Annotated in this window: 21 protein-coding genes; all 21 read right to left on the bottom strand. The window is 31.4% G+C overall.

Going from position 1 to position 14,100, the window contains the following annotated elements; translation table 11 throughout:
• Position 1: 1 nt before the first annotated feature.
• Positions 2-229: a DUF1858 domain-containing protein gene (locus tag QE109_RS16435; protein ID WP_281095647.1), complete on the bottom strand. Its 228-nt coding sequence runs from the start codon at positions 227-229 to the stop codon at positions 2-4.
• 188 nt (positions 230-417) lie between these two features.
• Entirely contained in the window at positions 418-600 is a 183-nt protein-coding gene (locus QE109_RS16430; RefSeq protein ID WP_281095646.1) for a GyrI-like domain-containing protein, read from the bottom strand.
• 4 nt (positions 601-604) lie between these two features.
• Positions 605-1,195: a hypothetical protein gene (locus tag QE109_RS16425; RefSeq protein ID WP_281095645.1), complete on the bottom strand. Its 591-nt coding sequence runs from the start codon at positions 1,193-1,195 to the stop codon at positions 605-607.
• Positions 1,196-1,285: 90 nt separating this feature from the next.
• Complete coding sequence (locus QE109_RS16420; protein ID WP_281095644.1) at positions 1,286-1,708, bottom strand: inorganic diphosphatase; 423 nt, start codon at positions 1,706-1,708, stop codon at positions 1,286-1,288.
• A gap of 1 nt (position 1,709) precedes the next feature.
• Positions 1,710-2,072, bottom strand: coding sequence for a hypothetical protein (locus tag QE109_RS16415; RefSeq protein ID WP_281095643.1), 363 nt, complete (start codon positions 2,070-2,072; stop codon positions 1,710-1,712).
• Between the two features lie 55 nt (positions 2,073-2,127).
• On the bottom strand, positions 2,128-2,601 hold the full coding sequence (locus QE109_RS16410; RefSeq protein WP_281095642.1) for a flavodoxin family protein: 474 nt from the start codon (positions 2,599-2,601) through the stop codon (positions 2,128-2,130).
• A 199-nt stretch (positions 2,602-2,800) separates the two neighbouring features.
• The gene (locus tag QE109_RS16405; protein WP_281095641.1) at positions 2,801-3,052 is read right to left on the bottom strand and encodes a hypothetical protein; all 252 of its coding nucleotides are present in this window, start codon (positions 3,050-3,052) and stop codon (positions 2,801-2,803) included.
• A 10-nt stretch (positions 3,053-3,062) separates the two neighbouring features.
• Entirely contained in the window at positions 3,063-3,530 is a 468-nt protein-coding gene (locus QE109_RS16400) for a GNAT family N-acetyltransferase (RefSeq protein ID WP_281095640.1), read from the bottom strand.
• A gap of 36 nt (positions 3,531-3,566) precedes the next feature.
• Positions 3,567-4,043: a GNAT family N-acetyltransferase gene (locus QE109_RS16395; RefSeq protein WP_281095639.1), complete on the bottom strand. Its 477-nt coding sequence runs from the start codon at positions 4,041-4,043 to the stop codon at positions 3,567-3,569.
• Between the two features lie 128 nt (positions 4,044-4,171).
• Positions 4,172-4,573 (bottom strand): DUF3795 domain-containing protein, encoded by a 402-nt coding sequence (locus QE109_RS16390; protein WP_281095638.1) that lies wholly within the window; start codon positions 4,571-4,573, stop codon positions 4,172-4,174.
• Positions 4,570-5,562: a serine hydrolase domain-containing protein gene (locus tag QE109_RS16385; RefSeq protein ID WP_281095637.1), complete on the bottom strand. Its 993-nt coding sequence runs from the start codon at positions 5,560-5,562 to the stop codon at positions 4,570-4,572. The genes QE109_RS16390 and QE109_RS16385 overlap by 4 nt, the downstream gene beginning before the upstream one ends.
• Positions 5,563-5,580: 18 nt before the next feature.
• Positions 5,581-6,045 (bottom strand): GNAT family N-acetyltransferase, encoded by a 465-nt coding sequence (locus QE109_RS16380; protein WP_281095636.1) that lies wholly within the window; start codon positions 6,043-6,045, stop codon positions 5,581-5,583.
• Positions 6,046-6,091: 46 nt separating this feature from the next.
• On the bottom strand, positions 6,092-7,318 hold the full coding sequence (locus tag QE109_RS16375; RefSeq protein WP_281095635.1) for an InlB B-repeat-containing protein: 1,227 nt from the start codon (positions 7,316-7,318) through the stop codon (positions 6,092-6,094).
• A 213-nt stretch (positions 7,319-7,531) separates the two neighbouring features.
• Entirely contained in the window at positions 7,532-7,720 is a 189-nt protein-coding gene (locus tag QE109_RS16370; protein ID WP_281095634.1) for a hypothetical protein, read from the bottom strand.
• Positions 7,721-7,752: 32 nt separating this feature from the next.
• The gene (locus QE109_RS16365; protein ID WP_281095633.1) at positions 7,753-8,583 is read right to left on the bottom strand and encodes a carbon-nitrogen hydrolase family protein; all 831 of its coding nucleotides are present in this window, start codon (positions 8,581-8,583) and stop codon (positions 7,753-7,755) included.
• Positions 8,584-8,844: 261 nt separating this feature from the next.
• On the bottom strand, positions 8,845-9,324 hold the full coding sequence (locus tag QE109_RS16360) for a hypothetical protein (RefSeq protein WP_281095632.1): 480 nt from the start codon (positions 9,322-9,324) through the stop codon (positions 8,845-8,847).
• Between the two features lie 100 nt (positions 9,325-9,424).
• A complete protein-coding gene (locus QE109_RS16355) occupies positions 9,425-10,087 on the bottom strand; it encodes a Type 1 glutamine amidotransferase-like domain-containing protein (protein ID WP_281095631.1) in 663 nt (220 codons plus the stop codon).
• A 54-nt stretch (positions 10,088-10,141) separates the two neighbouring features.
• Positions 10,142-10,714 (bottom strand): GNAT family N-acetyltransferase, encoded by a 573-nt coding sequence (locus tag QE109_RS16350; RefSeq protein WP_281095630.1) that lies wholly within the window; start codon positions 10,712-10,714, stop codon positions 10,142-10,144.
• A gap of 53 nt (positions 10,715-10,767) precedes the next feature.
• Positions 10,768-11,283, bottom strand: a complete 516-nt coding sequence (locus tag QE109_RS16345) for a GNAT family N-acetyltransferase (RefSeq protein ID WP_281095629.1) — start codon at positions 11,281-11,283, stop codon at positions 10,768-10,770.
• 141 nt (positions 11,284-11,424) lie between these two features.
• Complete coding sequence (locus QE109_RS16340; protein WP_281095628.1) at positions 11,425-12,465, bottom strand: helix-turn-helix domain-containing protein; 1,041 nt, start codon at positions 12,463-12,465, stop codon at positions 11,425-11,427.
• 347 nt (positions 12,466-12,812) lie between these two features.
• Positions 12,813-13,967: a DUF2326 domain-containing protein gene (locus QE109_RS16335; protein WP_281095627.1), complete on the bottom strand. Its 1,155-nt coding sequence runs from the start codon at positions 13,965-13,967 to the stop codon at positions 12,813-12,815.
• Positions 13,968-14,100 lie beyond the last annotated feature (133 nt).

Here is a 14,100-nt window from a genome sequence, read left to right as displayed (position 1 = left end):
TCTAGTCCTCCTTTAATTCAAAACCATACGTTTCAAGTTTTAGTGCTATATCGTTCATGGCTATCTTTTTAAGTTTTGACCCCTTTGAAAGTGTCATTATTCTTCCAACTGTACTTATCATTCCTGGCTTTACGATATCTGTAAAACCGAGTTCATAAAGCGCATCTTTTAATTCTGGATATAAGGTCAGTAGATCATAGATTGTAACACTGGAATAAATTACATTCATATTTACCTCGCATTTAAAACTAATTTATCTTCTAGATTAATCATATACCTATTTGAGAATGATTGTCGTAACATCGGTTACGAAACGAAGTGCTTTTATTATAATAGAAAAGATGTTGTAAATCATATACATTTGAAACTCAAAAAACAAAAAAAATCTTTTAACCTTAAAGTCAAAAGATTTTTCTATCATGAAGCAGAGAAATTATAAAGGATAATTGATGAAGAAAGCTTAAACTCATTCGCACCCTTGGTTTTATAGTACATTTCTGTTCTGGCTCCTGTAGTTGCTTCATAGTCCGAACTTGGAAACCACTCCGAGAAAATTGCTTTCCAAAGTGCTTGAACATGTTCAGTCCAACCCCACTTCAAAGTCCTAACTTCCAATGATTAAAATAAGCCCCACTACTATCGCTATGCCACCTGAAACTCTTTGAACTACGATTGCAACATCAGATGGCTTTGAATCTTTATAGCGCCATCCATAATTGAGATACCAAGAAGCTTTAGGAAAAGCTACAACTATGGCACCAATTAAGATGATGAACAGCCCTAACAAAGGTGATCTTCCACTTAGGGAGTTTCCTGAATTTGGGTCAATTTCACTAGAATACTTAAGGACTGTATCAATGATGACGCGTTCACTTAAATAACCATAGCTTGTAATGTCTATAAATCCTGCAGCTAAACTAGGGTGTGCAGACCATGTACTCACAGAAGTTCCTGAATTATTATATGTTTCAGTATATATCATTTGGTTTGGATACGTGATTGTGATTGCGTTATTTGATCTTGAATATTTGTAGACTTCATTATCATATGTAATGCTGCCTTCAGCTTGGTTCAATAAAACTTCCTTACCTTCTATCGTCCATTTGTTTTTCTCTTTGGTTGAACAACCGCCAAGTCCTAAAATAACAAATACTAAAGATATGCAAATCACGATATTTCTAAATTTATAAGTCATATTTCCTCCCCAGTATAGAAATAATTTATGCTTTCTCTCTATATTGTAAGCGCTATCAAAAATCAAATCAACGCTTTATTAGCTTTAAATTTAATACCTGACAATACTAAGAATACCAAACCAACCTTCACCCTCACCAATACTAGGATAAAGTTTATTCAAGTGATTTAGTTCTTCTTCACTGAGTTGAAAAAGATCATCTACAGTACGATGAGTTGGCACAGCTACCCATTTATGATCCCCATCTGCTCTTTTAAAAATACCGATAAGTTTTACCTCTAATCTATCGCCAAGTTCATATTCTAGATCTGATACTAAGATTACATCTTTATGGTACTCTGGAGGGGTTCCAGATTCTTCGATCCATCCGTATGGATATGGACATCCTCTTTCAAAAAACAAACTAAGTCGATCAGTTTCAGTAAATGAATTACTGGCTGGATTATATTTAATACGGTGCTGATAATTTTTTGTTTGCTCGATAATCATATGTGACAAAGCTATATTTATCATCTTACCCCCAACGCGTGTCCATTATTTTTTTCCGCTTCAGCATTAATTCTTTTTCAGAGATAATACCATCTTCTCTTAATTTGTCTAGTTTCTGTAGCTCAATGTCTAAATCTTTATCTACCATTTCTCTTTTCTTATCAGCTTCTGTTTTGATACGCAATAAGGTCATCATCTTGTAGCCATATATAGCAATAAGTAAACCGATCAGTAAAAATAATTTTGAGATTAAGCTAAAGCTATTGCTGTTAATGGATGTTAGTGCCATCAACAGCATACAAGCTGCTCCTATAAAAGCAAATGATAGACCCATAATAATATATAGTATTCCATTTTTTTGTTTTCTTTTATAATTTTCTCTGATCATATTAACTTCTCCTTTGAACTTGATGGCTTATTAAATTGTTATATTGCAGTATGAATTAATTAAATTTCAGTTTATCGACTTCAACTTTTAAAGCAGGTTCACCAGCATAGTGGTTCATCTTTCCACCTAGCAATGCTTTTTTATAAACTACTTTACCACCTTTATCTTCTACTCGTTTTTGAACATAATCATGGACTTTACCGCTATTACGCAAATCTTCAAACTGCTGTAATGTAATAATGGAAACTTTTTTTTCATTAAAGTCAGCATGGTCTAAAAATGCATTCATTGCAGGGACACCATTACTCGCCCATATTGGAAACATCAAAAATATTGAATCTGCATCTTTGATCTCATCCCATGGATTTCCTTGAAGTTTTGATCCTTTTTTCCTAAGTGCTTGTATGAAGTTACCTTTTTTAGTTTCAATTAATTCTACAATTTGTGCTTCAATTCTTTCTGATACAAGTTTGGCTGCAGTACGTGTGTTGTTATCTTTAGAATAAAATACAATCACATTTTTTGACATATAACCTCCTGTATTTACGTTAATAAATTAACAAATGTTTTCCTGAAAATCAACTGAAAAATCGTTTGTTTACTATGCGTTTTGCTTTATCCCAATCTAAATCACCGACTCCAAAAAGAGCAATGGCTGTAAATAAAATAAACAATATTACATTTGAGATGATTATGTATCCATTAGTTTTTTTGTGTCTAAACATATTTTATCTCCCTTTATATTTATTCTTTGCAATTTTTTCATTACCATGTTTAAATTGTCCGGTTACTTTTGCCATGAAAAGTTGTAGTGCATAGTCGTCGTTTTTTGCTATGTTACTCAGAAGCTTTGCATAATCCTTCCCCAAAATAATCATTATAGCTTTTCCTTCATGATAAATCTGGGCTTTCTGATACTTTAATAGCCTGTATTCAAAAGGTTTGTTATTTTTTAATATATCTCTCTTATCTTCTATCATAGTAAACTCCTTAGATTTCAATGGAAAGTCTTTCGTTAAAATTACTAAATCCTTGGCTTCTAAAAAATTCGCCTGAGTTTGTGTTTTTCGTCCAGTAGTTCATTTCAATACGTTTAATACCTTTAATTTTTGCAACTTCTTTAGCATAATCCACTAAGCATTTTCCAACACCTTTGCCTTTATATGCATTTTCCACACAAATCTGGTCAATATGAAGCGTTTCCGTTCTGTACTTAAACCCATTGGCATCAGATACTTTATGTGCAAGCAACATATAACCAGCTGGTATGTCGTCTACTTTAGCGATGAACGCTGTGACTTCGTCTGATAATAATGCTTTTTCAAATAACTCAGTCATTTGCTCATGATCATATGGCTTGAAAATATCAGGTTCGATGTCATGATGTAATCTTTGAACATCTTTGTTGAGCTTTGCTAATAAGGCTGCATCTTTAGTTTGTACGATATCAATTCTCATATTTCCCTCCATTTAATCTACGCGCTTATTTGTTCATTAACTATAAAAATCACATCTAAAATAATCCATTATATCATCGCTATGCATATACACGAATCCAAGTTTTTCAAGGATATGTTTACTTCTCACGTTTCTTTTTACAGTGTCGGCAAACACTGTTTTAAGACCAAGCTCATCTTTAGCATATTTCAAAACCAAAGATTCCGCTTCAGTACCATAGCCTTTGCTCTTCACAGAATCATCTGTTAAGACTATGCTAAGCGTTCCATAAAGTTTTTCAAAATCGATGTGTTTAAGTTGAATTTCTCCTATGGTTCGATCGTCTCTCGTGATTGCAAAGTATCTTCTAGATTGATCGCATACTTTTGTATCAAACATAGCATCGATCATTTCATGATCATAAACAAATTCGTACCCAGTCATCATAGGATCTGATGTGTAATGACTGTACATCTCATGACATCGTTCTCTCGTGTAAGGTAACAGTTTTATCAACTTTCCGTTAATTGTCATGTTTAACATCCCTCTTAATTACATAAAATATAACAGCTATTATAATTATATCATAGTAAACATTTATCGATTAAATATTCTGAAAAAAAAATAACTTTTATGGTATTAATACCCGTCATCTATATTTTTCATTTAAATTGCTTTCCGCATTTAAAGCAGATTTTATCATGTATGTTAAGGTAACCTTCACAGTTTGGACATTTAAGTCTGATTTGCTCTGATTTTAAAAGTGCGTCTATTCCTTGCTCTTTAATTACTTGTAAATTATCTATCAGTGATTCATCGTATCTCGTTCGATAACTTTTATCTAATCTCTTGATCAGCACACAGGGGAAATCAACACACTGGTAACAAAATACGATGTTTTTATGATTGATGCATGCTTTGATTTTGCATTTTTGACATGAAACTGGTTTAGTTTCATCCTTTTGCCTGCAACCTGTACATGGCTTTTTCTTTTTATGATGCACATAGCAGTATGTACAGTTTATACCACAAGGTGCAACCATATCCTCATTATGAACATTCATAATATACTTCCTAACTCTCTTCGAAGTTTCCAAACATTATCACCAAAATTGCTGGCTATTGTAATACTTGTTTTGTTTTTTATATCATACGATGATATAAAACTCACACCTGGATCACTACCTTGAAAATAAGGGATATATCTATCTTCATCATTTTTTGAAAGCCAAATACCATACCCATAAAAGGTATCATCATCACTGCTTTGAACAGTCAGCATTTGTTCAACCATACTTTTAGATACTAGTTTTCCATCTATTAGATTTTCCCAAAATTTGTCTATATCTAGGACGGTTGTAAAGGCACCTCCTGCGCCAGTACCTTTCACATCAACGCTATAAATATTGGTATAAAATTCTTTTCTCACTTCATCAAAAATATAGGCGTTCGCACATCTTGCTGGCAATCTATCTAGTTCATAATAGCCAGTATCTAACATACCACACGGGTCAAAAATTTGTTCTTTTAAGTAAGTGTCAAAAGGAAGACCTGTCACTTTCTCGATGATTAATCCCAACACGACAAAACCTGTATTGTTGTACTTAAATCTGTCCCCTGGACCATACATCATAGGTTTATCTATAAAAAGTGGCAGTAAATCACTGGATTTTCTGATCTTGTAGTTTGGAAAGTCAATCCAGAGTTCATCATACTCATCCATGATGCTTTCATCAAAATAATCTGGAATACCAGATGTATGATTTAATAACTGTTTAACTGTGATACTTTTGTCAATTTTGTTTAAATCAAAGTCCACCAAACCACCAATTGTATCATCTAGAGAAAGCTTTTCCTCTTCTACTAACTTTAAAATTCCCACAGCAACAAAAACTTTTCCAGCTGAGGCTGTTGCAAATCTCGTGTTTATCTCATTGCGAATTTCATTTGGTAGATCCGCGTAGCCATATGCATTTTGAAAAACCGATTCTTTATTTTTCTTAATGGATATAGCACCTCTAAAGTCTTTGTCAATTACATTTTCAATTTTCATACGTAAATGCACCTCACTTTATTTTGACTTTAACTTTTTTCGCATGTATACCATTCCGGGTTCATAGCCCAATTTTCGATTTAATTCAAGCATGTTTTTGTTCTTATAATGTACTGTCGTAACTATTGAGTTTATACCTTCGCTTTGACACCATACTTCAAAGTTCTTTTTCAATTTACTTGCTACTCCGATGTTACGGTATCTCTTTTCAACATATAACGATTGAATCATTACACTGTTTTCAGGATTCTCTTGCTTTTGTCCCCATATAAATCCAGTTATATCATCCTCATCACGTGCGATCCCAAGAAACAAGTCAGAATTTTTTGTACTTTTAATTCTCTCTATGGTCTCTTTTATGTCTTCATCTGATGCCACATAATTTTCAGTCCATATCTTTGGTGTTAAGTTGTGCCACTTTGAAAGTTTTAATAAAATTTGTTCTATGTCCGAATCTTCTAAGCTCACTTTTGAATAGTTCATTTTAGTCTCCTACTTTCGTTTACTCAATTTTATATTTTTTTTGATTCTAATGATAGTTCACTGTAAATTTAATTCTATTATCACTCTCTGGGTCATCATATTCTATAGTATCAAGACCAATCCAAACTGGCTTAAAAGATTTTGCTACAGAAGTATCTAAAATTTTAAGTTCCTTAATTTCAAGATTGTAGAGGTACAAATTTAGTTCTTTTTTACTTGCTTCTAATTCATTCATCGAATAAACATCTACTATCATCGGTAGATTGCTAAATACATATAATTGACTATTTGGATTAAGGTCATGCTCATCACCTACTGGCAATACAGTTAAATCATAGCCCATCACTTCCCAATTGCTGGTTTGAATTTCAAATAAATAAAGTGGAATAGGTGTTGATAGACATCCCCACATTGTACTGCTATCGTCTGACCATTTTAGTAACTCAGTAAATGTACTCTCATTAAATTCAACATCTGTTAAATCCTCGTTTGTGTAATCCTTTAATATTTGTCCATTCGCATCAAGAATGATTAATCGATTTGTATATTCTTGTGCTGCTATAAATGCCTCGTTTGGACTAACTCTAAAATCTAGCCCTTTCATTGTAAAAAGCTTCGTTACTGTATTGTCTAAACTATATCGCCAAAGCTCATCTGTCCAGTACTCCGTATCAATATCGCCAATCCTTCTTATCAAATAAATATTTCCATTGTGACTTTCTTTGAAATGATAATGTTCACTTACGCAATCGGTTAGTGTAAGAAGTTTCTTTGTTTCATCCGTAGTTTTGTTTTTTAGAAGTAAGTCTGCATTTGAATCGTCAATCACATTGACGATGATTTCATAGTTTGTTATCTCGTTTGATATGGCTTCATAAAGCTGATCATTCATTAATTTTGCAATTTCAAAGCGCGCCGTTAATTGTTGATTTTCTTTAACTAAAAATTTGTAGATTGGATCTGTACTGACTACTTCACCACCTAAAGACCAACTCACAAATTGATAATTCTCAGATGTCATTGCCTCAATAGTTGCAAACTCACCCTCTTGATAAATACCATCACCGGTCGTGATTCCACCATCCTTAAGTGAACCCTTTGTTTTTATTTCATATGTAACGGCCTCAGTTAACACTTCAGGTATCTCATCACTTACTGCAGAAGATTCAACTGACTGAGTTAGATTCGTTCTTGCCATGTTATTGTCGCACCCTATTGTTGAACTAATAAAAATCAATAAAAACATATACATCAAGATTTTTGATTTTCTCATATGATTTACTCCTTGGTTTGTGTTCACACTTACTGGATGAAATAAAATCGGTTAAAATTAATTAAATTCTTTTGAATGAACAGCTGCGTCTTGCAACCATTCAACTAGCCCAATAGTACTTGTATATGTAGCCTTATAAATTTTTACTGCAGGAAACCGCATACCTATGTTTTCACTGTATGCTTCAGCATTGATGATGATCCATACTTGTGATTAGGTTAAATTCAAATATTCCGCCGTTTCTTTTACTGTCATCAAAGGATTCATTTGAGTAACCTCTTCGCTATTTACCATTTTTGTATCTGTGATACTACTTGGATATTGAAGTATAATAGCACCAATTATAACTGCAACGCCTACGATAAGTGAACACATGATGTTGCTTAGATTAATTGATTTCATGGTCTGTACTCCTTATATGTTTTGTGATTTAATCATGTATACCAAGATCTGTATAAATCTATATTAAAATCAGGAATCTTATTAAATCGATTCCCATCAAATATAAATCTTAAGTTTTCATTTAAGTTTACTTCAGCGATAAATAACTCAGATTTCATCGAGAGCTTTGAATTACAATAATAATGAACTGGTATTTCATTTAAATGGTCTGGGCCAACAACACAGCTACCACCTAAAAACTTTTCTCTATTTTGTGTACCAGATACATTGGAACTCGCAATATATATACCGTTACTTTGAACATGGTACTCTAATGCACGTTTTATATAATCTTTAGATTCTTTAATAGTGGACAATTGAATCGCAGAGAGATTAACATAAAGATTCACACCATTGTGCGCATAATATCTGATGAGTTCTGGAAAACTAATCGTATCATAGCAAATTCCAAAGCCTATCTTACCAAACACTGTTTCCAAAATCACTGGATTGGTACCTTTTGAAAATAATTTATGTTCAATGCCATATAAGTGTATTTTTTTATAACCCTTCACCGTTTTATCAGTACTGATAACTATTGCTGCATTATAAACCTTATCATTTTCAAAATACGGTGATCCAAAACAAATAGTTATTCTATACTTACTTGCAATCTTGATAAATTCTTCAACAACTTGCTCAAACTTCACTTTACTAAAAACGTAAGGATTATTCATATAATGTTGATAGCCTGTTAAGCATAATTCTGGAAATATGATAAAATCCACATTACTATTAATCGCTTCAAATATATACTTTTTCATCTTAGCGATATTATGATCGACATTCTTCTTTGAATTAAAATTTACGACTGCAATTTTCATATTTTCTCCATTTGCACTGAGACTCATCATTGAACCAAGTGATCCAACACACCTGTATCCATAGAATTTGATACTTGATAAAAAATCTACTCATTTTAAAATATAGATAGATATTAATTAAAGCAATCAGGATAAAAAATCTTTTAAACCTCTAATAGTCTCAATTTTGTTGTTTTCACCTAAGCTCTTGTTAAATATATCAATTTTTATCTTTGAGATAATAATTTTTACATCGTTGATTTTCCAGTATATGCAGATCCATCAATTAGATTTTCCAGCAATTTTTTCTTTAATTATTTCATCAATTTCCATCTTATTTTCAATGGTTATATTAACCTTCAGATTAAATTCTTTAAGCAGATGAAATAATGTCTTTCTGTTAGTTTTCACAGTTAACCTTTCAATTTTATCTGTATAAACAACTTGCCACCTATACTCAATTATATCATTCCAATCTATAAATCTGTTACCACTATATATTCCATTTTCATGTATCCTCAACGGCTTAAACAATTCAACAATTTTAATTATTGCAATAATTGAGATAAGAAAACATAATACTAAATAGTTGAATTCATTTCCCATCAGATTAAGTTGACTCCAAGACCTATAAACGATATAGATCAAGAGAAAAGATACCACGTAAGCGTCTGAATCATATGTTTTGATTTTTATAATTTCAACTTTACTCTTTGTTAAATTTTTTCTTTTTCTAAAATATTGAAGACTAATATGTATCATGTATAACGTCAATAATGAGATTTCCATCGTTATTAATATCCCCACCTTACAACATCTCCTTTCTTATATGAACTACTATATATCGCAAAATAGTGTGCATTTAACCGATATACTCTTTTGCATTCCCAATTAGCTCTAGCTGATCATCTTTGACGATTACTGCACTATTTCTCTCCAATGTATATACTCTTAATCCTGTATCTTTTATAAACTTCCTCATGCTTTCAATTTGCTCAGTTGCTCCAGAATAATGTACCTGAACTGCAAAGTCATTGATATGGTTTAAACCAATATGCCGACTATAAATTTTATAGTATTTATCCGGTGCAATATAGTACTTAGCTGATTGCATAGATGCACCTGCACTCCACCCCATAATTATACCTTCGAATGCGTTAATTGATTCCATCATATCCAGCTCGATCAACCTGCTTATAGTCATATCTGGAAATCCACCGATAAAATATATGATATCAGTACTTTTCAATAATTCTGAAAGATCAATTGCTGTATTTTCAAAATAATTGATCCATCTTATATGCGCTTCACAAACTCCAAAATGAAGAAATGAATTTACTATATCTTTGTAAAACTTCCCCTCAAACCTGTCATAACACTCATACCATTCATTATTATCCTTAACCCATTCCTCATGAAATGCAAAAGGTATCACCGTAATTTGCGTTGTTTGATCTATAAACTTCGAAAATCTTTCAAATGCCCATTCTTCATGAAAATTTGAACTATCTAATAAAACATTCATACTCGTTTCCTTTCATTTAGTCTATACAAAGTAATAAATTCTTATCTTCACTTCTCATGAATTTATATACTCTTTTTTCAAGATTGAATACATAATTAAATCAACAATCCCCTTATCCTTCCAGAACTGTCCTTGTCTTATTGTTCCTTCTTTTACAAATCCACATTTTTCTAAAACTTTTTGTGATTTTATGTTCTCTGGTAACACAAACGCTTGAATTCTATTAACTTCTACTTCATTTATAAGAAATTCCAATATCATTCTTGTATATTTTGTGGCAAATCCTTTACCCCAGTACTGTTTATTAATCGTATAGCCAAATGTAACTATATCTACTTTTTTATCAAAGTCAAATATTTCTCCTAGTCCAATTAACTTTGAATTTTCATTTTTTAAGTATATTCCAAGAAAAATTGTCTTTTTCTTGTTAAAATCTCTTTCATAATGTTCTATCATATTATCTACCGTTTCTTTGTTGCTTTTTGCTTTTCCCGGCTTATACTTGAATAACTCGTCATCACTGCATAGTTCAAAAAAATCATCAATATCAGCATGCTCAATTTTTTTTAATAATAACTCTTCAGATTCTAAGTACGGATAATCAGTAAACAACTTATCAAAATTCATAATACATCTCCATTCAATTACTCGTCAGTTTTAACTTTCATATATTTATGCTGCTATTTTGTTTTTAAATACAAAAGTCCATCTACCCATTTATCTTTAATTTTAAATACATTTTTCTCTTCGCCAACTATTTTAAATCCATTTTTCTCTAATACTTTTTTTGAACCAATATTATCTTTTGCTGTTCCAGCGGTTACTTCCATCACTTTTATTTCATTAAAAGCTTTTTCCACAATCGACTTTACTGATTGACTTGCAATTCCTAAGCCCTGACTATCATAATCTATTCGATACCCCACATCAGCTTTTTTACCATTCTCACTTTCGTAAATTTGTAAATTGACTCTTCCGACAAATCTATTCTTGTCGTCACGTATTATATACATGTAATACTCCCCTTGATTCTGCTCAACTAACAACTTGTCCATGATTTTTATAAACGACTCAAATTGACTATAGCCATCTGGTCGAGGGGGTAATATAGTTTCAAAATAACGCTTATTTTTTCTTTCAAAATCAAATATTTCTTGATAGGTATCTTTAGATACAAGTTCAATCCTTATATTCATTTTATTCTCCAATTCTTCTTGCAGTTTCACCTAAAGTTTCTGCTGTTCCGTACGTGTACATACTCCGATTTCTTGTGCATGTAGTGAACAACATGTTATCTGAAGCCCTTTTTACTAATTATAATTTGACCTTTACTTCATTCAAACTAGCTCTAGTTTAAGCGATATAAACATAATAACTACTATCAACGCACAAACTGCTATTCCAATATTCCAGTATAAAGCCAATCTTTTTTGGTGTAAAACATACTGTTCTAAATCTTCACTAGATATATAATACCTATTTCCTTTTTTATACGCTTTTATTGTATTGTTTTTAATTAACTTATATATCATGCTCGTTTTCAAATTCAAGATTTCTGCAACTTCTTTAGTTGTGTATTCTTTTATTTGATTGAAAGTGATCAATTCATCTGTTTTTTCTTGAATTTCGCCATATCCAATAACCTTTAATGAAACTTCATTAATTATTTCATCATCAATTTGCGAAACATCTATACAATAAACCTCATTTAATCTCGGGTTAAAAATACCTATTTTTGATATATTTGAAAAGATATTTGAATTTGAACATTTCCCCATCAGATAATACACTAATATTTGAAGAGTCTGATTTTTATTTGGTTTTTTACTTATTACTTTCAAATCCCACAACGTATCTTCTGTCAAAAAATCTCCATCTCCAGTAGTAATAATTTCTGTATATGCACCTTCAAATGTAAAACCAAATTCAATTATAGGACCATTTTTTTCTGAAAAACGAATACATCTTTTTACCATTATTCGAATATTTTCAATTGTAGATTTATCAGGTTCAATTTCTTCAACTGGCTTATACGACGAAATTCCAGCTCTATAACAAACATCGTACCCGGATAATTTACATGCACAAACAATAGATTCATCATCTAATCCAGTCACTTTTTTTAAAAGTTTTACTGCATTTTTATATTGTCCAAGAATTTCAGCACCTTTTAAAGAAATATCAAATGATGTATTCGAGTCTTTAGTTATCATAAATCTAAATAAGTAATCAACTGCTAATCCCACCAAACTAGAATGAATATTTTCTTCACTCAATTCTTGATCATCATTAAATATAGTCATCGAAAATTTACGTATTGAAATATATCCACCTCTTGGTTGTTCAACACTCTTAATTCTCCCAGTAACCGAACTCATTTAAATTCCCCCTTTGAATCACAGAATTTTTTATACTAGATTTTTATATAGAGTTGTCTATGATTTCATCAAGTCTAATCATATCAAACAGTACATGTAGAAAACTTTTGGGTTTCAGATAACGGCGGGCGGCTTGCCGACGATTCCACGGTGCGCTTTAGCGCGCAAGTGGGATTGTTGGCAAGGTGTTGTTAAGTGATGTGGCACTTAGCCACATTGCTTTACAACGCCGTAGGCGCTCGCCGTTAATGTGAAATGAAGCGAAGCGTAATTTCACATTAACGTTCCTCGTGTCCCCGTCGCGAAGTGATGGGGATAAGGTGTTATACGAAGAAGAATATTTGTGTCTAACGTTTATAGCCTGTCCAATCTAGTGTAAACAACACATTTTCACCTGATAATTTTATTACACTTCGTTCCTTGAGAATACTTTCAATTTCAATTCCATAAGTAGAAATTTCATCAACCGCAATAAAACATTGTTTTTCTTCAAGATTATACAACTTAATGATTTCAACCATTGGCAAATTTCCAATATTTTTAAACATAATACTATCATGTATAATAAAAGGTAAATTAGTAAGATGTAATATACTTAAGTCAAATATCACTAAATTCGAGTCGCTGCGTCCAGTCCCAGTATTATCTTCCAAACTCAACAAATGACTGTTTGTATCTGCTTTAAATTTTGGTGGTCTTTTCATATCGCTATAAATTATATAGTTAATACGTATCATTTCATCATTAATACAATTGCAAATTTGATCAATCGTAGTACTTTTATTATTTTCTAACTGCTCTCGTTTAGTTTTCTTTTTTTCATTCTTATCTGTAAACTTAATATATATTTCGTTTTCAATTTTTTTCTCATTCATTGAAACTATAACATCTTTTAATGGTGAAAATGTATCGTCTGGAATATCACCTTCAATAGAGCTATCAATGAAACTTTGTTCTAAAATCTCTATATCACTTTCTAATGTATCAATTATTCTTTCTGTTCTCTCAATTTCTTTTCTCATCTCATTAGACAAAATATTATTGATTGAATAATGGTAACTATCTATTTTAGATAATTTATCAATATTAACCCCTTCAAAAAAATTTGTTAATGCCATGAAAGTTGTTTCCCCCATGCTCTTTGTTTGAATTAAATTTTTATTAAATCGCCTAATCTTTGATTTTTCAATATCTCTTTGTTTTCTAAGTTCATTTAATTCATAACTCAGATGCTGTCTTCTATCAAACTCTTGTTCTTTAAATGTCAAAGATAACTTGAGTGCTAGTCTATTTAGAATCTCATTTTCTTTCTCAATATCTTTAAGATTTTGATCATATTTTCTTTTGTTTATCCTATTGATATAATTGAACTCGTTTGCGCTGTTAATTGCAGAAATCTCTTTACTAATTAACTTAATATCATTTTCTAATATTTCCAACCCCTTATATAGATCAAATAACTTGATTAAATTATTAATAGCATCTTTTTCATTTGAATTCACTACAATTTTTAAAGGTTTCGTATCAAATTTATTCTTTTTTTGTGCAATTCGTGAATTGTCCTGATAAACTAAAGTTGTAACACCTTGTTATAGTTTGGTATAATCCAAATACGAAAAGGAGTACAACTATGGC

Source organism: Fusibacter bizertensis (genome assembly GCF_029914245.1).
Taxonomy (GTDB): Bacteria; Bacillota; Clostridia; order Peptostreptococcales; family Acidaminobacteraceae; genus Fusibacter_C; species Fusibacter_C bizertensis.
The sequence above is the reverse complement of the archived record's forward strand: the minus strand, read 5'-3'. Positions and strand labels throughout refer to the sequence as shown.